Genomic DNA, 20,497 nt, shown 5'->3' with positions numbered 1-20,497 from the left:
CGGGCGCGAACAGGTCTCTGGGCGACGGAAGTTGTCGTAGGGTCGCTTGGGTTGCCGTGCGGGGAGCACGGCTGCGGACAGCGGCAGCGCAGGACGGAGAGGCGACGGGGTCACACCGGTCGTCCGTGGGAGGGGTCACTCGATGGCGGCGCAATTCGGCAGGAGGCTGCGCAAGGGCGCGGCAACCACCGCTGTGGCCGCGCTCGCGGTCGCGGCTCTGTCCGCCTCCCAGGGCCCGGGAGCGATCACCGACGACCACGGCCGGCAGTCGGCGGGCGCCGACCTCGGCCTGGGTACCGGCGACGCGGGCGATGACGGCACCGCGACCGGCAACGGCCGCTATTTCACGGACCTTCCGCCGCTGCAGAGCCCCAACCCCGCGCCGACCACGGGAAGCGACACGCCCGCCGCCACGGGCGCCGCCGAGGCGGGCATCCCCGCCACCGTGCTGGACGCCTACAAGCAGGCCGAGGCGTCGCTGCGCGAGTCCAAGCCGACCTGCAACCTGCCCTGGCAGCTCCTCGCCGCCATCGGCAAGGTCGAGTCGGGCCAGGCCCGCGGCGGCCGTGTCGACGCGAACGGCACGACCCTGTCGCCCATTCTCGGCCCGGTCCTGAACGGCTACGGATTCGCCAACATCAAGGACACCGACAACGGCGCGTACGACGGCGACAGCACCTTCGACCGTGCCGTCGGGCCGATGCAGTTCATCCCTTCCACCTGGGAGTGGGCGGGCCGTGACGGCAACGGTGACGGCAAGAAGGACCCGAACAACATCTACGACGCGGCGCTGGCCGCCGGGCACTACCTGTGCCGCTTCGACCACGACATGGCGGTCCAGGCGCAGATGAACGCGGCGATCCTCAGCTACAACAAGTCGACGGCGTACCTCAACACCGTCCTGTCGTGGCTGGAGTACTACCGCAAGGGCACGCACGAGGTGCCGGACGGCACCGGATCGCTGCCCTCGCACAACAGCGACGAGCCCACCTCGCCGAGCCCCGGTCCCACGGAGCCGTCCTCGCCGAGCAGCCCCGGCCCGGGTGGCGGCCCGTCGAGCCCCGCTCCGAAGCCGACCCCTCCCGCCACCCCGACCCCGCCGGCCACACAGCCCCCGACGACTCCGCCCACGTCCACGCCGACACCCACCGAGACGGTGGACCACCTGACGAACGTGGGCGCGGGCAAGCTCACGGCGACCGCCGGGGACACGTTCGCGCAGAAGGTCGCCGTGCGCACCGACGACAAGGCCGACAAGCCGGTGGCGAAGGTCCGGGTGCGGTTCACCATCGTCGGCGACACCGACGCGACCTTCACCGGCGGCGAGAGTGTCGCCACGCTGGTCACCAACGGACTCGGCATGGCCACCGCGCCCGCGCTCGTGGCGGGTGAGAAGACGGGCGACTTCACCGTGCGCGTCACCGTCGTGGGCCGCGTCATGGCCGGACTCGACTACACGGCGAGCGTCACCGCGCGCCAGGCCGACGCCCTGGCCCGCACCGCCGACACCGCGCTGACCTGCGTGCCGGGCGGCGAGTTCGCCGACCAGGTCGAGGTGAAGGCCACCTACAAGGGTGCGGCGGCGGGCAAGGTCGCCGCGACCGCCACCCTGGTCAAGTCGGCCGACGACGCGGGCGAGAACGACACGGGCCCCTACTTCAAGGACGCGGACGGCAAGCCCGTACGCACCCTCGGCGCCCTGACCACCGACGCGGACGGCCTGCTCAAGCTGCCGAAGCTGTACGCCGACGACACCACCGGCACCTTCCTGCTCCGCGTCACCACCACGGGCGGGGCGACCCTGACCGTCGAACTGACGGTGGCCGCAGCTCCCGCCACCGCCACGCCCAGCGCCTCCCCCACCGCCTCCTAGAACCGAGCCGCCACCGCGCGGCACAGCTCGCCTCCAGGGCGCCTCCCGGCTCACGCCGCGGGGGCGCCCTGATCCGTTGTGTGCACGACGTGTTCTCATCTCGCCCCGCCGTTGCTACGGTGCCGGACCTGACGATGTATCAGCTCCTGGCCCCGGGAGGCCCGCATGCGTGCCCTCATCGCCGCCGCGACCGGTCTCGCCGCGGCACTCGCGCTGGTCCTGACCGTCACGGCCATGGGCTCGCCGGCCGGACACACCTCGCCGAAACCGCTGCTCACCACCGTCCCCAAGCACCCCTGACGCACGCACCGGGAGGGCCGTCGAGATGCGCCGCAAGGCAAGCCTGATCCTGCTCGCGCTCGCCGTGTTCTTCGCGGCGCTGTCCCCGCTGCTGCGCTGGTACGCCTTCCCGCGCCTGGCCAAGATCCCCGCCGGCCAGTACCAGGACATGGTCCTGGAGGCGAAGGACGCGACCCTCCTCGACTACGGCACCATGACGGCCAGGAAGGTCTCCAAGGTCACCGTCGTCCAGACCCTCAAGGGCAACGTCGAGGCCTCCGAGAAGATCGAGCGGACCGCCGGCCGTGACGTCGTCGTCTGGGACTCCCTCTCCTACGTCCGGGGCCCCGACGGGAAGATGGTCTCCAAGCTCCCCGAGCGCTACATCTTCGACGCGCACAGCCAGGAGCCCGTCCACGCCACCGGCGAGTCCGTCGACGGCGACCCGGTCACCCGCCAGGGCATCGAGTTCAAGTGGCCCTTCAGGACCGAGAAACGGGACTACGAGTACTTCGACGCGCAGACCCGCACCTCGGCGCCCATCCACTACAAGGGCACCACGACCTTCCGGGGCGTCAAGGTCTACTACTTCGAGCAGACCATCCCCTGGACGAAGGTGAAGTTCCCCAAGGTCATGCCCGTCCAGGGCGTCACCCCCGAGTCCCTCGACAAGACCGGCACCACCCGCTGGTACACCACGGTCCGCAAGTTCTGGGTCGAACCGGTCACCGGAGCGCCCGTCAACGGCGAGGAGATCCACAAGGAGGAGCTCCGCGGCGGCACACTCCTGGGCGGCCGCGACAAGGTGACCGCGTTCTCCGGGGACGTGAAGATGCGCGAGGACTACATCCGGCACACCGTCGACCTCGTCAAGTCCAACCGCACCCTGGTCCTGATGATGACCTCGTACCTCCCCTGGGGCTTCCTGTTCCTGGGCGCGGTCCTGTTGTCGCTCTCGCTGTACCTGGAGGCCCGCGGCCGCAGGCCCGGCGAACCCGCGCCCGCCCCCGCCGCCGACCCCGAGCCCGTCAGCGCCTGAGCCGCGCGTTCGTGTACCGCGTCGCCTCGGCGGTCGCCGGGTCCTCGGGCCACGGGTGCTTGGGATAGCGGCCGCGCAGCTCGGCCCGTACGCCCTTGTAGCCGTCCTTCCAGAAGGACGCCAGATCGGCGGTCACCGCGGCGGGCCGCCCCGCGGGAGACAGGAGATGCACGAGTACGGGCACACCGGCCACCGCCGGAGACGCCTGGAGCCCGAACATCTCCTGCAGCTTCACGGCGAGCACCGGCTGCGCCGGATCGGCGTAGTCGACGCGGATCCTCGACCCGCTCGGCACCTCGATCCGCTCGGGCGCCAGCTCGTCCAGCCGGGCCGCCTCCCCCGTGGCCCAGGGCAGCAGCCGGTTCAGCGCCTGTCCGGCCTCGATCCGCGCCAGATCCGCGCGCCGCCGCGCACGGCTCAGCTCCGGCTCCAGCCACTCGCTCACGCGCGCGTGGAGGGCCTCCGCGGAGACGTCCGGCCACGGGTCGCCGAGCCGCCGGCGCAGGAACGCGAGCCGCTGCCGCAGCACCTCGGCGTCCGCCGACCACCGCAGCAGACCGAAGCCCTCCTCCCGCAGCCCCTCGAGCAGCGCCTCTCGTACGAGGCCGGGGTTCGCGTCGCGCAGCGGCCGCACGGCCAGCTCCACCGCCCCGAGCCGCTCCACCCGCCGGGCGACGACGTCGCCCCCGGCCCAGTGGACCTCGTCGCCCTCGTCGTACAGGCCGGCGGCGGCCCGCCGTGCCGTCGGTTCGTCGATCACCGCCGCGAGCCGCACGCGCGCGTGCCCCCTGCCGACGGGACGGTCGGCGACGGCGATCGCGAGCCAGGAGGCACCGCGCAGGACGGAACCCTCGCCGGCGTCGGCGCGGGTCCCGCTGACCATGAGGTGAGAGCCGCCCCGCAGATGCGCGACACGCTCGGGGAACGCCAGAGCGGCCACAAGCCCGACCGCCCGGTCGTCCCCAGGATGCGGCTCCCCGACACGCCCGCCCGGAGAGGAAGGTGGGACAGAGGAGATAGAGGAGATGGGAGAGGTAGGGGAGGCAGAGGAGACGGGAGAGGTAGGGGAGGCAGAGGAAGTAGAGGAGGAGCCGGGGGAAGGGGAGCCCGAAGGGGACGCTTGGCCGGAGCCGGAGCCGGAGCCGGAGCCGGAGCCGGAGCCGGAGCCGGAGCCGGTGCCGGTGTCAGCACCGGGTGCGGAGGCCGAAGCCGAAGCCGAGGCGGCGGCGGCGGAGGAGGAGGCCGAACCTGAGGGGACCGAGGCGTCCGCGAGGCCGGCCGCAGACGAGCGCAGGCGGCGGGACTCGGCGCGCCAGCGGGCCGCGTAGGCGTCGCCGCCGCGCCGGGCGGTGCGCCAGGCCGCGGCCAGGTCGTCGCCGTACTCGCGCGGGGGCTCCTCGCTCAGCAGGGCGACCACGTCGGCGGCCCGGGCCGCGCCGACGAGCGGGGTCGCGTCCAGCAGGGCGCGCGCCAGCCGGGGGTGCAGACCCAGACGGGACATGCGCACACCGCGTTCCGTCGCGCGCCCCGCGGCGTCGACCGCGCCCACGGCCGACAGGACGGTCCGCGCCGCCGCCATCGCCCCGCCCGGCGGCGGATCCAGCAGGGCCAGCCCCGTCGCCCCGGGATCACCCCAGCAGGCCGCCTGGAGCGCGAACGCCGTCAGGTCGGCCACCTTGATCTCGGGGTCCGGGAACCGTGCCAGACGGCTGTCCTCCGCCTCCGCCCAGCAGCGGTAGACCGCGCCCGGGGCCTCACGGCCCGCGCGCCCCGCCCGCTGCCGCCCGGCCGCCTGCGAGGCCCGTACGGTCGCCAGGGCGCTCAGCCCGCGCGCGTGGTCCACCCTCGGCTCGCGCGCGAGCCCGGAGTCCACGACCACCCGCACTCCCGGAACCGTCAGCGACGACTCGGCGACCGAGGTCGCGAGGACCACCCGGCGCCGCGTAGCGGCCGTGAGCACCGCGTCCTGCACCGCCGCCGGAGCCCGGCCGTGCACCTGAAGGACGTCGACGTCCCCGATACCGCCGAGCTGCCCGGCCACCCGCGCGATCTCCCCGACCCCGGGAAGGAAGCACAGGACGTCACCCGAGCGCTCGGCCAGCGCCCGCCGCACCGTGGACGCCACATGGGTCAGCAGGGCCGGATCGACCCGCATCCCGTGCGGGGGCCGTACGGGGCGCGCGGGCGGCGCCCAGACCGTCTCGACCGGATACGAGACCCCCGTCGCCTCGACGACCGGCGCGTCGCCCAGCAGCCGGGCCCAGCCCCCGGCGTCCGTCGTCGCGGACGCGGCGACCAGCCGCAGTTCGGGACGGAGGGCGGCCCGCACGTCGAGCAGGAACGCGGCCACCGTGTCGGCGTCCAGATGCCGCTCGTGACATTCGTCGAGCACGACCACGTCGACGCCCGCGAGCTCCTGGTCCCGCTGGAGCCGCTGGAGCAGGACCCCGGTCGTGACGACCTCCACGCGCCCGTGGGGGCCGACCACGCGTTCCCCGCGCACCGTGAAGCCGACGCTCTCCCCGACCTTCTCGCCCAGCAGCCACGCCATCCGCCGGGCGGCCGCGCGGGCCGCGATCCGGCGCGGCTCGGCCACCACCACCCGGCGCGCCGGGCGCCCGTCGTCCAGGAGACCGGCCAGGGCGAGCGGCACCAGCGTCGTCTTGCCGGTGCCGGGGGGTGCCACCAGGACCGCGGCGCCGTGTCCCTCCAGGGCGTCGTCCACGGAGGGCAGGGCGCCGCGCACGGGCAGCTCGTCCAGGGCTTCGTAACGGATCACGACCCCAGTCTCGTACGAGCGCCGGACGGGCGTACGTCAGTCCCGTTCGCAGACGAAGATCGCCGTGCCCGGAATGAGGTTGCCGCGCAGCGGGGACCAGCCGCCCCACTCCTGGGTGTTCCAGGCGGGCCACTCGGGCTCGACGACGTCGACCAGGCGGAAGCCGCCGGCCACCACGTCACGCACCCGGTCGCCGAGCGTCCTGTGGTGCTCGACGTAGACCGCGCGGCCGTCCTCGTCCTGTTCCACGTACGGGGTGCGGTCGAAGTAGGACGCGGACACCGAGAGACCCTCGGGGCCCGGCTCGTCGGGGAACGCCCAGCGGACCGGGTGCGTGACGGAGAAGACGAAACGGCCGCCGGGGCGCAGCACCCGGTGGACCTCCCTCAGCACCAGCACGGGATCGGCGACGAAGGGCAGTGCGCCGTACGCCGAGCACGCGAGGTCGAAGGAGCCGTCCACGAACGGCAGCGCGCTCGCGTCCGCCTCCACGAGGGGCACGGTGCCCCCGATGCGCAGTGCGTGCTGGAGCTGGCGGTGGGAGAGGTCCAGGGCCACCGGGCGCGCGCCCTGCCCGGCCAGCCAGCGCGAGCACTGTGCCGCGCCGGCTCCGATCTCCAGGACGTCCTTGTCCTTGAGGTCCTCCGGGCGGCCGAGCAGCTCGGCCTCCACTTCGTCGAGGCCCTCGGGGCACCACACGAACCGGTCGTCGCCGAGGAACGTGCCGTGCTCGATCTGGTAGTCGTCCGCGTTCCGGTCCCACCAGCCCCGATTCGCGCGGGAACTCTCGATGAGATCCGAGTCACGCCGGGTGGCTTCCGGTTCGAACGGTTCGGGCTCTTGGATGATCGGCTCCCTCGTCGTACTCTTCCGTTCAACCCGTCTCGGGCGTGTCACGGCAGAGGCTTCCTACCGCCTGCGTGGCCTTGTGAGACAGGTCTTGTGCCGGGATTGCGGCGATCCGCCCCGGGTGTGCGCCTTCGCGCATTGACCCTGCCCGGCTGCCCCCGTATGCTACAAGTTGCGCTGCGGGCCTGCGCTCCTCAGACGTAGCAGGCTGTGCTCGCATCTGTATGTATGTCCCCTCGGTTTTCGAGGCGCCTCCGGCTGTGCCGGGTCGGGCGCTTCCTTCACTGTCCGGCTTCTACAGGGCGAAACGGGCTCCCGGCGTAAGCAGTACCTACGACTCACTGTCCGTACCGGAGCCCTTTCCCACATGACGAGCAGCACCGAGACCACCTCTACCACGCCGCAGGTAGCGGTCAACGACATCGGTAACGAGGAAGCATTCCTCGCCGCGATCGACGAGACGATCAAGTACTTCAACGACGGCGACATCGTCGACGGCGTCATCGTGAAGGTCGACCGGGACGAGGTCCTGCTCGACATCGGTTACAAGACCGAAGGTGTCATCCCGAGCCGCGAGCTCTCGATCAAGCACGACGTCGACCCGAACGAGGTCGTCAAGGTCGGCGACGAGATCGAAGCCCTTGTTCTCCAGAAGGAGGACAAGGAAGGCCGCCTGATCCTCTCGAAGAAGCGCGCCCAGTACGAGCGCGCCTGGGGCACCATCGAGAAGATCAAGGAAGAGGACGGCATCGTCACCGGCACCGTCATCGAGGTGGTCAAGGGTGGTCTCATCCTTGACATCGGCCTCCGTGGCTTCCTGCCGGCTTCTCTCGTCGAGATGCGCCGTGTCCGCGACCTCCAGCCCTACGTGGGCAAGGAGCTCGAGGCCAAGATCATCGAGCTGGACAAGAACCGCAACAACGTGGTCCTGTCCCGCCGCGCCTGGCTGGAGCAGACCCAGTCCGAGGTTCGCCAGACGTTCCTCACGACCCTCCAGAAGGGTCAGGTCCGCTCCGGCGTCGTCTCCTCGATCGTCAACTTCGGTGCCTTCGTGGACCTGGGTGGCGTCGACGGCCTGGTGCACGTCTCCGAGCTCTCCTGGAAGCACATCGACCACCCCTCCGAGGTTGTCGAGGTCGGCCAGGAAGTCACCGTCGAGGTCCTCGACGTCGACATGGACCGCGAGCGCGTCTCCCTGTCGCTCAAGGCGACGCAGGAAGACCCGTGGCAGCAGTTCGCCCGGACGCACCAGATCGGTCAGGTCGTCCCGGGTAAGGTCACCAAGCTCGTCCCGTTCGGTGCGTTCGTCCGCGTGGACGAGGGCATCGAGGGTCTGGTCCACATCTCCGAGCTGGCCGAGCGCCACGTGGAGATCCCGGAGCAGGTCGTCCAGGTCAACGACGAGATCTTCGTCAAGGTCATCGACATCGACCTCGAGCGTCGTCGCATCAGCCTCTCGCTGAAGCAGGCCAACGAGTCCTTCGGTGCCGACCCGGCCTCGGTCGAGTTCGACCCGACCCTGTACGGCATGGCCGCGTCGTACGACGACCAGGGCAACTACATCTACCCCGAGGGCTTCGACCCCGAGACCAACGACTGGCTCGAGGGCTTCGAATCCCAGCGTGAGGTGTGGGAGAACCAGTACGCCGAGGCGCAGCAGCGCTTCGAGCAGCACCAGGCTCAGGTCATCAAGTCCCGCGAGGCCGACGCGCAGGCCGAGGCTGAGGGTGCCAGCACCTCCAGCGCGGCTCCGGCTGCCTCCGGTGGTGGCGGCGGCGGTTCCTACTCCTCGGAGTCGGACGACAACTCCGGCGCCCTGGCGTCGGACGAGGCGCTCGCCGCCCTCCGCGAGAAGCTCGCCGGCGGCCAGAGCTGAAAGCTCACCGCTAGCAAGTAGCTGAGAGAAGTGGGGGCGCCGCCGGGGCGGGGCCGCGGCGCGCGCCCGCCCGGCCCGGGCGCCGCCCCCGCGGCGGCCCGGCGCCGCCCCCCCCCCGGTGACCGCGGGGGGGCGCCTAGTGGTAAACGCCCGCGCCTCCTTCGTGGGTTATAGAGGGGGGCCGCCCGGGTGGGGGTGCGGCCCCACTTTGCTGTGCGGTACCGGCCCGGGACGGGAATGTCCGTGCCCCAGGCCACGTTGTGCAGTACGAACACGAGGAGGAGCGGTCACAGTGCTTGATCCGCAGGGTTTGTACGCATGGGAGCCGAAGGGCCTGGCCGTGGTCGACATGGCGCTCGCCCAGGAGTCGGCGGGCCTTGTCATGCTCTACCACTTCGACGGATACATCGACGCGGGCGAAACCGGCGAGCAGATCGTCGACCGGGTGCTCGACTCGCTGCCCCACCAGGTCGTGGCCCGTTTCGACCACGACCGGCTCGTGGACTACCGCGCCCGCCGTCCGCTGCTGACGTTCAAGCGCGACCGCTGGGCCGAGTACGAGGAACCGACCCTCGAGGTACGGCTCGTGCAGGACGCCACGGGCGCGCCCTTCCTGCTGCTGTCGGGCCCCGAGCCGGACACCGAGTGGGAGCGCTTCGCCGCCGCCGTCCAGCAGATCGTGGAACGGCTCGGGGTCCGCCTCTGCGTGAACTTCCACGGCATCCCCATGGGCGTCCCGCACACCCGCCCGGTGGGTCTCACCCCGCACGGCAACCGCACCGACCTGGTGCCCGGCCACCGCAGCCCCTTCGACGAGGCGCAGGTGCCCGGAAGCGCCGAATCGCTCATCGAGTACCGCCTCATGGAGGCCGGCCACGACGTTCTCGGTGTCGCCGCCCATGTGCCCCACTACATCGCGCGCTCCTCGTACCCGGACGCGGCGCTGACCGTCCTGGAGTCCATCACGGCCGCGACCGGCCTGGTGCTTCCGGGGATAGCACACGCCCTGCGGACCGAGGCGCACCGCACCCAGACCGAGATCGACCGCCAGATCCAGGAGGGCGACGAGGAGCTCGTCGCGCTCGTCCAGGGCCTTGAGCACCAGTACGACGCCGCAGCGGGCGCCGACACCCGCGGCAACATGCTCGCGGAGCCGGTGGACATCCCCTCGGCGGACGAGATCGGCCAGGAGTTCGAGCGGTTCCTGGCGGAACGCGAAGGCGACGCCTGACCCCTCCTCACGGGGCTCCCGGAGCTTCCGGGCTCCCGGCCGGAGGGGTTGTCGGTGGCAGGGCCTAAGCTGCGAGGCATGCTGAAGGTGGGCCTGACCGGTGGTATCGGCGCCGGCAAGAGCGAAGTGTCACGGCTGCTCGTCGAGCACGGCGCGGTGCTGATCGACGCGGACAGGATCGCGCGGGAGGTCGTGGCGCCCGGAACTCCCGGGCTGGCGGCGGTCGTCGACGCCTTCGGCGCGGACGTCCTCACCGGTGACGGCGGCTTGGACCGGCCCAGGCTCGGCTCGATCGTCTTCGCCGACCCGCAGAAGCTCGCCGTCCTGAACGCGATCGTGCACCCCCTGGTCGGCGCCCGCTCGCGCGACCTCGAGGAGGCGGCCCCGGAGGACGCCGTCGTCGTCCACGACGTGCCCCTGCTCGCGGAGAACGGCCTGGCCGCGCTGTACGACCTCGTGATCGTCGTCGACGCCCGCCCCGAGACCCAGCTCGACCGCCTCGTCCGCCTGCGCGGCATGACCGAGGAGGACGCCCGCGCCCGCATGGCCGCGCAGGCCTCGCGCGACAAGCGTCTGGCGATCGCGGACATCGTCATCGACAACGACGTGCCCCTGGACGTACTGGAGCGGCGCGTGGCGGACGTCTGGGCCGATCTCACGCACAGGGCCCGCACACCCCAGGAATAGGGCCCCTCCGGAGGGGCGTTGAACCCTTGCAGCGAGGGAAGGACTCTGCCGTGCCCGAGACCAGCGGATCGACCGGACGAACTCCCGAGACGCACGTCATCGACTTCCGTGCCGCCGAGCAACTGCTCGCCGCGCGCGACCCGCGGGGTGCGGTGAAGCTGCTCGACTCTGTCATCGCCGCCCACCCGGAGAACACGGCGGCCCGGCTGCTGCGCGCGCGTGCCTTCTTCGCCGCCGCGCAACTGCGGCCCGCCGAACTGGAGTTCACGATCGTCCTGGAACGCGAGCCGGACAACGCGTTCGCGCACTTCGCGCTCGCCCGGACCTATGAGCGCCAGCGGCGCCCCGAGCAGGCGAAGCGGCACTTCAGACTGGCGGCCGCGCTCGACCCGAAGCCGCAGTATCTGCAAGCCGCGCGGTTCGACCTGTAGCGCCGGCTCGCGGGGCGCCGCCCGAAGCACCGAAGCGCTGTGCGAGGGGACGCGGCCGTGCTGCCGCGTCAGGGGTGCGACGGCCTCGACGGCCGACGGCGCTCCGGTGGCCGGTAGCCGCGCCGGTCGTCCACGGGCTCGTACGGCGGGACGTCACGGCCCGGCTGGTAGTGCGGGCCCTCCCTGATGTGCCGAAGGATCATGGTCATGTCGACCGTGACGATCACCCACAGCACGGCACACGCGGCGGCCCAGCCCGGCCGCCCGACCAGGATGAACGCGACTGTTCCGAAAATGGCCCAGATCAGCCCCCAGACGCTCAGCCACAAGCGCATCCGCAGAGCACTGCGCGCTGTCACCGGTTCACTGCCCGTACGCATCAGGATCACCACTCCTACGAGAAAACGTACTCTTCGTGGTGCACGTTCACCAAGGGAGAGCGAGCGGTCGGACCACGGCCGCCGGGGGAGGCGACGGTGCTGCTGACGGCGCTGCGGGCGGACGCGAGGACCGCCGAGTGGCTGAGAGACCTGGAAAGCGAGCGTTCCGTCCCGCGCGAGGCGGTGCTCCCGGACGCCGACGCGCTGCCCGACATCCTGCTCGACCTGTCCGTGCCCCACGAACACATCAACGAACTCGTCGCACTGCGCGCCCGGTTGGCCGCCGACCCGGAGGCCATGACCCTCCTCGCGCGCTGCGTCACCCGCTTCGTGCGGGACATGGGAGACATAGGCAAGAGCTGGGAGCCGCCCGCCTTCCCCGCGACGACGGGACTGCTCGGACGCTGCTTCCACCTGTACGTCTTCATCGCCGCGCTTCCGTACGTCCGCGCCCATCACCGGGAGCGCGGGGTGCCCGAGGACGTGTCGCGGCGCACGCTCGCCGACCTCGGCCGTCATGTGTCCGTGCACCACAGGAGGGCCGGCGGCCCCGGGCTGCTGTTCCCCTGGTGGATCGCCCTGCACTTCCACGGCGAGCTGTTCCAGCTCGGCCGCCTCCAGTTCCAGCGGGCCCTGCTGGGGCGGCGTACGGCCGAGGCCGCCGAGTCGGCGGGACCGGCCCCGCACCCCGGCGCGCCCTGTCTGAGCCTGCACGTCACCGACTTCCGCGGCCCGCTCTCCCCGGCCGCGTGCGACCGTTCGCTCGATCTGGCGCGGGAGTTCTTCGCACACCACTACCCCGAAGAGCGCCACGGGATCGCCGTCTGCGACTCATGGCTGCTCGACCCGCAGCTCAAGCGGTATCTGCCGGCCGACTCCAACATCATCCGCTTCCAGGACCGCTTCCACCTGGTCCCCGAGGACAGGACCCTGGACGACACGATGCCCATCGGCTTCGTCTTCGGTGATCCGGAGCTCCCGCCCGGCGAACTGCCGCGGCGCAACAGCGTCGAGCGCGCCGTGGTCGACCACCTGCTCGCGGGCGGCCACTGGTACGGAGGACGGGGCTGGTTCGCGCTGTAGGCTGGCCCACCGGATTCGGACTCGGACACATGTCCCTCGAACATGTCACCCGAATGAGTGATGGGGGAAGGGAACGGGCTTGCGGAAGCCGTCCGTTGGACGGGTATGAGGACCGAGATGCGTCAGGGATACGAGGGCACGGGACCGGGTGCGATCACGCCGGACGGCTGCGCGGTCGAGCTCTACACCCGTCTGCCCGTCGGAACGGAACCGGACATCATCACCGCGGCCGTGCCCGCCGCCGCGCAGATCCTGGAACTGGGCAGCGGGGTCGGCCGGATGACCCATCCGCTCCTGGAGCTCGGGTTCGCGGTCACGGCGGTGGACGAGTCCGCCGAGATGCTGGAGCACGTCCGAGGGGCGCGGCGGATACGCGGCAGCATCGAGGACCTCGACCTCGGTGAGACGTTCGACGTCGTGCTGCTGGCGTCGTTCCTGGTGCACGCCGGGGACGTCCGGGTGCGGCGGGCGCTCCTGGACACCTGCGCCCGCCATGTCGCCGACGACGGTTGCGTGTTGATCCAGCGCGAGGGCGAGAACTACCACACCGATGTGCCCCGCGAGCGCACCGATCCTTCAGGATTCGTCGTGCGCATCCTGTCCGCCGACCCCGTCGGGGACGGGGCCGACTCGGTGCGCGCGGAGTACACGTTCCCGGATGCCACGTGGACCCAGACGTTCCTGTCCCGCCCTTTGACGAAGGACGCCTTCGAGGAGGCGCTGGCGGAGTCGGGGCTCAGGGTCGACCGCTATCTGACGGACGACGGAATCTGGGTGAGGGCCGTGAAGGGGTGAGCGACGGCCGCCGGGGGTGAGTGACGGGGGCCGTGCGCGACAAATCCCGTCCGGCGCCGATGAGTTCTTCGTAGTCCCCAGGTCTGTCTCTGTGAAAGCAACCACCGCTTCCCACAGGAGACCCACCGTGTCCGAGACCGCCTTCCCCCTCACCGCCACCCGCGCCGCCGTCACCCCCCGCTCCCGCGCGGCCCGGATCTCCCTGACCGCACTGCAGATCGTCCTCGGCCTCTTCTACGCGTTCGCGAGCGCTCTTCCCAAGCTGATCGCCCACCCCTCGGCGACGGAGGCGTTCGACAAGCTGGGCTGGGGTCACGGCGGCATGTACGTCATCGGCGCGCTCGAACTCGCCGGAGGTCTCGCCCTGTTGATCCCGCTGCTGGACTCGGTGGCCGCGGTGGCGCTCAGCGCGCTGATGGTCGGTGCGTTCATCGTCAACGTCACCGTCGTCCACGGTCCGTACGTGGCGACCCCGCTCATCCTGATGCCGCCGCTCGGCCTGATCGCCTGGTCCAGGCGCGGCCACACGACCGAACTGCTCCGCCTGGTACGGCGACGGGTGGGACGCCGGGCGTGACGGCGCAGCAAGGACGCAGGGCTCCTCCGGGACCGGGGGAGCCCTCGATACATATGTAGGTCCGGGGCCGGCCGGGAATCACGGCGAGGTGAGGGAGGGGGGAGGAAGGCGAGGGGAGGGAGGGGCGGGGGAGGGGGAGAGAAAGGAAGGCACCAGTTGCGGGGAGGGGCTCAGCGGCCGGAGGAGCCCTTGGACCCGGTCGTTCTCTTGGTCCCGGTCGCACCCGAGGACCTGGTCGTGCCCTTGCCCCCGTTCGCGCCCGAGGACCCGGTCGTTCCGTTGGACCCGTTCGCGCCCTTGGACCCGGTTGTTCCCTTGCTCGAGGACCTGGTCGTGCCCTTGGCCCCGGTCGAGCCGGTCGAGCCGGTCGGTCCCGCGGAGGGGCCCGAGGTCCGGACGGGGCCCGACGATCCCGTCTGCATGCCCCGCAGGCGTTCCATGTCGCGGCGGTCCCGCTTGGTCGGGCGCCCCGCGCCCCGGTCCCGGACACCCGCCGGAGCCACGGCCTCGCGCGGCGGAGGCGGTGGGCTGTTGTCGACATAGCATTCGGCGGCGACGGGTGCGCCGACCCGCTTGCGGATCACACGCTTCACGACGACGACCCGTTCGCGGCCCTCGTGCCACACGCGTACCTCGTCGCCGACGCGGACGGAGTACGCAGGCTTGACGCGCTCCCCGTTGACCCGGACATGGCCACCCTTGCAGGCCGTCGCACCGATCGAGCGGGTCTTGACGAGACGGACGGACCAGATCCAGGCGTCGACCCGCACGCTCTCGCCCCCGGCGGGCCCCGCGGCGACGGCGGCCCTGACGGCGGCAGCGCTCGCGGAAGCAGCCGGCGCATCGGCTTCGGTGCCGGCACCGGAGGCGGTTCCGGAGTCGTACGCGGAGTCGGTTCCGGCGACGGTCCGGGACCCGGCCCTTGAGCCGGACCTGGCGGTCTGCCCGTCGTCCGCGCCGCGCTCGCCTTCGGTCCTCGCGTCGTTCATCTCCCCGTCAGCACCCTGAGAAGCCATGACCCGACTCTAATGCCCCCGGCCCGGGACACCGCATGCCTTTTCCGTCGCACGGACCACACCGGATGCGTGGCCCCCGGTGCGGGCGGAGGCTGTCGGTGAAGCCGTCCGGGGAACAGGAGAAGGGGACCGAGGGTGACGACAGCAGCGAAGGTCGATTTGTTGATGGACGGCCTCCGCGCCGATCTGGAACGCCTCGCCGCCATCCCCTCCGTCGCGTTCCCCGGATTCCCGGCCGAGCCGGTTCGAGAAGCCCACGACCTCCTCGTGGGTCTGCTGCGGGACGCCGGAGTGGAGCGGGTCGAGAGCATCGATCTTCCCGGCACCGCCCCCGTGATCTTCGGGGAGATCCCGCCGCCGCACCCGGACGCGCCGACGGTCCTCCTCTACTCGCACTACGACGTGCAGCCCCCCGGTGACGAGAAGCTGTGGCTGTCGCCGCCCTTCGAACCGACACCCGTCGAGGGCGGTCTCCGGGCCCGCGGCATCGCGGACGACAAGTCCAACGTGATCGCTCACCTGGGGATGCTCAGGGCGTACGAGGGGCGGCCACCGGTCGGTGTGAAGATCGTCTTCGAGGGGCAGGAGGAGTACGGCAGCCCCTTCGACGACTATCCACCGAGCGATCCCGAGCGGTTCGCGTGCGACGCGATGGTCATCGCCGACCTGGGCAACCTCCGCCCCGGCACCCCCACCCTGACCACCGCGCTGCGTGGCGCGGCCGAGGTCCAGGTCGAGGTGCGCACCCTCGACGAGCCCCGGCACAGCGGGGAGTTCGGCGGTGCCGCGCCGGACGCCCTGATCGTGCTGCTGACCGCCCTGTCCACGCTGCACGACGTGGAGGGCGATGTCGCCGTGGCGGGGCTGCGCCGCGAGGAGTGGCGCGGAACGACGTACACCGAGGACGAGTTCCGCGAACTCGCCGGTGTCCGCGACGGGATCCCGCTGATCGGCAGCGGGAGCCTGGGCGAACGGCTGTGGAGCGGGCCCGCGATCACGGTGATCGGCCTGGACGCCCCGAGCGTCGACCACGCGGCCTCCGCCGTCGTCCCGTACGCGCGTGCCAAGCTCAACCTCCGCTTCCATCCGCGCCAGGACGCGAAGGAGGCGCAGGCCGCGCTCGTCGACCATCTGCGCTCGCTGCGGCCCCTCGGCGTCCCGCTCACCGTCACACCGGGCGACACGGGCCCCGGCTACCGGGCCTCGACCGGCGGCCCCGCCTATCGCGCCGCGCTCACCGCGCTGCGCGAGGCATGGGGCGAGGAGGCGTCGTACATCGCGACCGGTGGTTCGATTCCGCTGGTCAACGGCCTCGCGCGCGCCGCACCCGACGCCGAGGTGCTGCTCTTCGGGGCGCAGGACAGCATGTGCAACCTGCACGCCCCCAACGAGCGCGTCCTCTTCTCGGAGCTGCGCAACACGGTGGTGGCGATGTGCGCCTTCGTACGGGAGTACGCGGCCGGCTTCCGCGCGGGAGCCGGGGAGAACACGTGAGCGCGGACGGGACGGTCCGGTGACCACGCCGACCGGCACCGAGGCCCCCGGCACCGAGGAGCCGCCGCACCAGCGCAGGTTCACGTTCCCGAGTGCGCTGACCGTTCTCGCGATCGTCACGATCGCCGTATGGGCCCTTGCGTTCCTGATCCCGGCGGGGCAGTACGACCGCACGCCCGAGGGCAGGCCGATCCAGGGCACGTATCACCGCGTCGACTCCGGCCAGAGCTTCGTCGACCGCCTCAACGACCTCTTCCTCTCGCCCGTCAACGGCCTCTACGGGATCCTGGACGAGAAGACCGCGCAGGTCGGGCCGGACTTCGCCGGTGAACTGTACGGCAGCGCGGGCGTGTTCCTCTTCGTGCTCGCCATCGGGGCGTTCATCACGGTGGTGTTCGCGACAGGCGCGCTCGACCGGGGCATCGGCCTGCTCGCCCACCGGCTGAGGACCCGCGGCGCGCTGCTCATCGCGGGCATCATGCTGGTGTTCTCGGTGCTCGGCACGGTGGAGGGCTTCGCCGAGGAGACACTGGGGTTCTACGGGCTGATCGTGCCGTTGATGCTGGCGCTCGGCTACGACCGGATGGTGGCGGTCGGCACGATCATCCTCGGCGCCGGCATCGGGGTGCTGTGCTCGACGGTGAACCCGTTCGCCACGGGCGTGGCCTCCTCCGCCGCGGGCATCTCGCTCGGCGACGGCATCGTGCTGCGGTTCGTGATGTGGGTCGTGCTGACGGCGGTCACGATCGGGTACGTCATCCGCTACGCGCGCCGGGTGCAGCGGAGCCCCGACCGTTCGATCACCGGGTTCCTGCCGGGGGACCGCGAGCACGCCCAGGACGCGGCCGGCGAGGTTCCCGAGCTGACCGGTCTGCACAAGGCGGTCCTCGTCACCACGGCGCTGGTCTTCGCCTTCATGATCTTCTCCGTCGTGCCGTGGTCCAGCGCGCTCACCGGCAAGGCGGACGCGCGGCCGTACGGGTTCGAGCTCGGCTGGTCCTTCCCCGAGCTGGCGGCGCTGTTCCTGTGCGCGGCGGTGCTGGTCGGGGTGGTGGCGCGGATGGGCGAGCAGAAGCTGAGCGCGACGATCGTCCAGGGCGCCGCGGACTTCATCTCGCCCGCCCTGGTGATCGTGCTGGCCCGCGGAGTCACCGTGATCATGAACAACTCGAAGATCACTGACACAGTGCTGCACTCCATCGAGGGCATCGTCGAGGGCACCTCCTCCAGCCTCTTCGCGATCATCGTCTTCATCGTGAACCTGCCGCTGGCCTTCCTCATCCCCTCCACCTCGGGCCACGCGACCCTCGCCATGCCGATCCTCGCCCCGCTCGCCGACTTCGCGGGCGTCTCCCGTGCCGTCGTCGTGACCGCCTGGCAGTCCGCCAGCGGCTGGATGAACCTCTGGGTCCCCACCACCGCCGTCACCATCGGAGGCGTCGCCCTCGCCAAGGTCGGCTACGACAAGTACCTCCGCTTCATCTGGCCCCTCCTCGCGATCCTCTTCCTGCTGATCTGCGGGTTCCTGGCGCTGGGGGCGGAGATGACGTGACGCCGGTGGGAAGCGGGCAGGGTGGGAGTGCGGCCGGCGGTCGGGCCGGTCGTACGGTGGTGATGTGCACAGCAGCGCTCCGGCGGAAGGCGCGGCCCGCTCCGCCGATCTCACCGTGCTCGACGAGCGGATCGCCGGCTGCCGGGCCTGCCCGCGGCTCGTCGCGTGGCGCGAGGAGGTGGCCGCCACCAAGCGTGCCGCCTTCACCGACCAGTCGTACTGGGGGCGTCCGGTGCCCGGGTTCGGGCCGGCCGACGCGTCCCTCCTCCTCGTCGGGCTCGCCCCCGCCGCGCACGGCGGCAACCGGACAGGCCGGATGTTCACCGGGGACCGGTCGGGCGACGTGCTGTACGCGGCGCTGCACGACGTCGGGCTCGCCTCGCAGGGCACCTCGGTGAGCGTGGACGACGGACTGGAGCTGTACGGGGTCCGCGTCACCTCTCCGGTGCACTGCGCGCCACCCGCCAACAAACCGACTCCCGAGGAGCGGGACACCTGCCGGCCCTGGCTCGTCAGAGAGCTGGGACTGCTGCGGCCCACCCTGCGCACGGTGGTCGTCCTCGGGGCCTTCGGCTGGCAGGCCGCCCTGCCGGCCTTCGCGGAGGCGGGGTGGACGGTGCCCCGGCCGCGTCCGGCATTCGCGCACGGAGCGCGGGTGACGCTCGTACGGCGGCCGGAACCGGACGAACCGGGTACCGGCACCGGGTCCGCGTCGGCGGCCGCTTCCGAGTCCGCCTCCGGTCCCGCTGATTCCGGGTCCGATTCCGGGTCAGGGTCCGACCCCGGCCCTGGCCCGGGCCCCGGTCCCGCTTCCGTAGAGCTCTTCGGGTGCTTCCACGTCAGCCAGCGGAACACCTTCACCGGGCGGCTCACACCGGAGATGCTGCGGCAGGTCCTGGCCGCGGCGGCGGAGTCCGCGGGGCTGACGACGCGCTTTCCGTAGGCGCCCCGCGCATGTCAGGCGCGCTCGGACCCGCTCCCGGCCGCCGGTTCGGCCTCAGGGACGACGGCGGTCGCCGTGATCTCCACGAGCTGTCCGGTGTACCCGAGACAGGCCACCCCCAGAAGGGTCGAGGAGTGCGGGCCGATGCTCAGCCCCGAGGCCTCGACGACGTTCCAGACCGCGGACAGCACCGCGGGCTCACCACTGACGACGTACACGTCGGTCGACACGACATGGGCCATGTCGCTGCCCACGGCACGCAGTTGCTCGTCGAGGTTGGCCAGCACCTGCTCGGCCTGGCGTACGGGATCACCCGCGCCGACCAGATTCCCGTCGGCGTCGAGCGGGACGGACCCGGCGAGGAAGGCCAGCTTCGTCCCCGCCTCGACGACGGACGCGTGCGCGTAGACGGGCGGCGTGAAGAGGCTGGGAACGGTGACGCGCTGGACCATGGGGGCTCCTGAGGACGGGGTCCGCCGACGGGTGACGGACAACCTGCCGATGATGCGGGTCCGACGCCGGCCCGCGCACTCTCATTACCGTCGACGGCGTGCCGGGCGTGCCGGGCGTGCCGGGCGAGTTCGGCGTGTCTGACGGACGGTGGTCGGGACGGGGGCGCTGTGTCTGCCGCCCGTCCTGGGCGAAAAATGTTTCGAACGATTCGCGCCGTCGCTGCTACCGTCACCGACGTGGCGAAACTCAATCAGATCATCGCAGTGGAGAAGGGCATCAAGTCCAAGTCCCATCAGGACCTGACGGCTGCTCATCATGGCCTGCAGAAGCCGGCGCTGCTCGCCGGCATCTCGCGGACGTACCAGCCGAAGGACGAGGAGGGCGAGCAGCTCCCGCCCGAGTCGACCCGGGTCCAGGTGCAGGCCGAGGACGTGCTGCGGGACACCGCGGCGACCCTGACGCGGCTGTTCGACGTGACCGCCACCAAGGACTGGGCCAACTGCACGGCGCGAGCCGATGTGGTGGTGGACGGGCGCGTGCTCGTCGCCGAGGCGCCGGTGTCCTATCTGCTCTTCCTCGAGAAGCAGCTCACCGATCTCAACACCTTCGTCAGGAAGCTGCCCGTCCTCGACGCCTCCGAGTCCTGGGTGCGGGACCCGTCCACCGACGCCTGGAAGACCGAACCGGTGCGGACCCTTCGTACGAAGAAGGTCCCGCGGAACCACGTCAAGGCCGAGGCCACCGAGAAGCACCCGGCCCAGGTCGAGGTGTACTACGAGGACATCCCCGTCGGCTACTGGACGACCGTCAAGTTCTCCGGGGCCCTGCCCGCGCGCCGTGTGAACGAACTCCTCGACCGGGTCGAGAAGTTGCAGCAGGCGGTCAAGTTCGCCCGCGAGGAGGCCAACGGCGCGGATGTCGTCGACCAGCGCGTCGGCGACGCGGTTTTCGGCTACCTGTTCGCACAGGGGTAGCCTTTGAACTCCCCGGCCACAAAGCACCACGGCCGGGGTGCGCGAGGAGCGCAAGCTGAACCTGAGGCTTGTCGTGAATGCGCGGTTCCAGTGGAGGTTCGAGTCCTCCCCGCGGCACAAAAGAGCACTCCCGCCGAGGGAGTGCCACACGCCGCGGTAGCCCAATCCGGCAGAGGCAGACCGCGA

The 20,497-nt window shown here is 71.5% G+C and carries 19 protein-coding genes; 14 read left to right on the top strand and 5 right to left on the bottom strand.

Annotated elements, in window-relative coordinates; translation table 11 throughout:
- Nucleotides 1-142 precede the first annotated feature (142 nt).
- The 3 genes from ACFXGX_RS25590 (at nt 143) to ACFXGX_RS25580 (ending at nt 3,191) form a co-directional block, all read left to right on the top strand.
- Nucleotides 143-1,873, top strand: a complete 1,731-nt coding sequence (locus tag ACFXGX_RS25590) for a lytic transglycosylase domain-containing protein (RefSeq protein ID WP_384795307.1) — start codon at nt 143-145, stop codon at nt 1,871-1,873.
- A gap of 165 nt (nt 1,874-2,038) precedes the next feature.
- Nucleotides 2,039-2,173 (top strand): SPW_0924 family protein, encoded by a 135-nt coding sequence (locus ACFXGX_RS25585; RefSeq protein ID WP_361695378.1) that lies wholly within the window; start codon nt 2,039-2,041, stop codon nt 2,171-2,173.
- 25 nt (nt 2,174-2,198) lie between these two features.
- Nucleotides 2,199-3,191, top strand: coding sequence for a DUF3068 domain-containing protein (locus ACFXGX_RS25580; protein ID WP_384795304.1), 993 nt, complete (start codon nt 2,199-2,201; stop codon nt 3,189-3,191).
- Here ACFXGX_RS25580 and ACFXGX_RS25575 read toward each other — a convergent pair.
- Both ACFXGX_RS25575 and ACFXGX_RS25570 read right to left on the bottom strand, forming a co-directional pair.
- Nucleotides 3,181-5,970: an ATP-dependent RNA helicase gene (locus tag ACFXGX_RS25575; protein ID WP_384795302.1), complete on the bottom strand. Its 2,790-nt coding sequence runs from the start codon at nt 5,968-5,970 to the stop codon at nt 3,181-3,183. The two genes, ACFXGX_RS25580 and ACFXGX_RS25575, sit on opposite strands and share 11 nt — an antisense overlap.
- A gap of 36 nt (nt 5,971-6,006) precedes the next feature.
- Nucleotides 6,007-6,867 (bottom strand): class I SAM-dependent methyltransferase, encoded by an 861-nt coding sequence (locus ACFXGX_RS25570; protein WP_384795300.1) that lies wholly within the window; start codon nt 6,865-6,867, stop codon nt 6,007-6,009.
- Nucleotides 6,868-7,186: 319 nt separating this feature from the next.
- On the opposite strand from ACFXGX_RS25570, the gene rpsA reads away from it, so the two are divergent.
- From rpsA to ACFXGX_RS25550, 4 genes are all read left to right on the top strand, one after another.
- The gene (gene rpsA / locus ACFXGX_RS25565; protein ID WP_384795298.1) at nt 7,187-8,695 is read left to right on the top strand and encodes a 30S ribosomal protein S1; all 1,509 of its coding nucleotides are present in this window, start codon (nt 7,187-7,189) and stop codon (nt 8,693-8,695) included.
- Between the two features lie 292 nt (nt 8,696-8,987).
- Nucleotides 8,988-9,926: a PAC2 family protein gene (locus ACFXGX_RS25560; protein ID WP_384795296.1), complete on the top strand. Its 939-nt coding sequence runs from the start codon at nt 8,988-8,990 to the stop codon at nt 9,924-9,926.
- 78 nt (nt 9,927-10,004) lie between these two features.
- Nucleotides 10,005-10,613 (top strand): dephospho-CoA kinase, encoded by a 609-nt coding sequence (gene coaE, locus ACFXGX_RS25555; RefSeq protein WP_384795294.1) that lies wholly within the window; start codon nt 10,005-10,007, stop codon nt 10,611-10,613.
- Between the two features lie 50 nt (nt 10,614-10,663).
- Nucleotides 10,664-11,044 (top strand): tetratricopeptide repeat protein, encoded by a 381-nt coding sequence (locus tag ACFXGX_RS25550; RefSeq protein WP_355767867.1) that lies wholly within the window; start codon nt 10,664-10,666, stop codon nt 11,042-11,044.
- 68 nt (nt 11,045-11,112) lie between these two features.
- Here ACFXGX_RS25550 and ACFXGX_RS25545 read toward each other — a convergent pair whose 3' ends face one another.
- Nucleotides 11,113-11,424: a DUF6343 family protein gene (locus ACFXGX_RS25545; protein ID WP_384795292.1), complete on the bottom strand. Its 312-nt coding sequence runs from the start codon at nt 11,422-11,424 to the stop codon at nt 11,113-11,115.
- 96 nt (nt 11,425-11,520) lie between these two features.
- On the opposite strand from ACFXGX_RS25545, the gene ACFXGX_RS25540 reads away from it, so the two are divergent.
- From ACFXGX_RS25540 to ACFXGX_RS25530, 3 genes are all read left to right on the top strand, one after another.
- Nucleotides 11,521-12,507, top strand: coding sequence for an acyltransferase domain-containing protein (locus ACFXGX_RS25540; protein ID WP_384795290.1), 987 nt, complete (start codon nt 11,521-11,523; stop codon nt 12,505-12,507).
- A 117-nt stretch (nt 12,508-12,624) separates the two neighbouring features.
- Nucleotides 12,625-13,302, top strand: a complete 678-nt coding sequence (locus ACFXGX_RS25535) for a class I SAM-dependent methyltransferase (RefSeq protein ID WP_384795288.1) — start codon at nt 12,625-12,627, stop codon at nt 13,300-13,302.
- Nucleotides 13,303-13,429: 127 nt separating this feature from the next.
- Entirely contained in the window at nt 13,430-13,879 is a 450-nt protein-coding gene (locus ACFXGX_RS25530) for a DoxX family protein (protein WP_384795286.1), read from the top strand.
- Between the two features lie 170 nt (nt 13,880-14,049).
- Here the strand turns inward: ACFXGX_RS25530 and ACFXGX_RS25525 are convergent, their stop codons facing one another.
- On the bottom strand, nt 14,050-14,895 hold the full coding sequence (locus ACFXGX_RS25525; protein ID WP_384795284.1) for an RNA-binding S4 domain-containing protein: 846 nt from the start codon (nt 14,893-14,895) through the stop codon (nt 14,050-14,052).
- Between the two features lie 135 nt (nt 14,896-15,030).
- Here ACFXGX_RS25525 and ACFXGX_RS25520 point away from each other — a divergent pair, with 135 nt between their 5' ends.
- The 3 genes from ACFXGX_RS25520 to ACFXGX_RS25510 all read left to right on the top strand — a co-directional run bounded on the left by ACFXGX_RS25520 (nt 15,031) and on the right by ACFXGX_RS25510 (nt 18,884).
- Nucleotides 15,031-16,389 carry a M20/M25/M40 family metallo-hydrolase gene (locus ACFXGX_RS25520; RefSeq protein ID WP_384795282.1) on the top strand — a complete coding sequence of 453 codons (1,359 nt, stop codon included), beginning with the start codon at nt 15,031-15,033 and terminating at the stop codon, nt 16,387-16,389.
- 19 nt (nt 16,390-16,408) lie between these two features.
- Nucleotides 16,409-17,941, top strand: coding sequence for a YfcC family protein (locus ACFXGX_RS25515; RefSeq protein ID WP_384795280.1), 1,533 nt, complete (start codon nt 16,409-16,411; stop codon nt 17,939-17,941).
- 64 nt (nt 17,942-18,005) lie between these two features.
- The gene (locus ACFXGX_RS25510) at nt 18,006-18,884 is read left to right on the top strand and encodes a uracil-DNA glycosylase (protein WP_384795278.1); all 879 of its coding nucleotides are present in this window, start codon (nt 18,006-18,008) and stop codon (nt 18,882-18,884) included.
- A gap of 14 nt (nt 18,885-18,898) precedes the next feature.
- Here ACFXGX_RS25510 and ACFXGX_RS25505 read toward each other — a convergent pair whose 3' ends face one another.
- Nucleotides 18,899-19,336 (bottom strand): RidA family protein, encoded by a 438-nt coding sequence (locus ACFXGX_RS25505; protein WP_384795276.1) that lies wholly within the window; start codon nt 19,334-19,336, stop codon nt 18,899-18,901.
- Between the two features lie 237 nt (nt 19,337-19,573).
- Here ACFXGX_RS25505 and ACFXGX_RS25500 point away from each other — a divergent pair, with 237 nt between their 5' ends.
- Nucleotides 19,574-20,311 (top strand): hypothetical protein, encoded by a 738-nt coding sequence (locus ACFXGX_RS25500; protein WP_355767892.1) that lies wholly within the window; start codon nt 19,574-19,576, stop codon nt 20,309-20,311.
- Nucleotides 20,312-20,497: the final 186 nt, after the last annotated feature.

It is taken from the genome of Streptomyces sp. NPDC059371 (assembly GCF_042751995.1).
Lineage (GTDB): Bacteria > Actinomycetota > Actinomycetes > Streptomycetales > Streptomycetaceae > Streptomyces.
The sequence above is the reverse complement of the archived record's forward strand: the minus strand, read 5'-3'. Positions and strand labels throughout refer to the sequence as shown.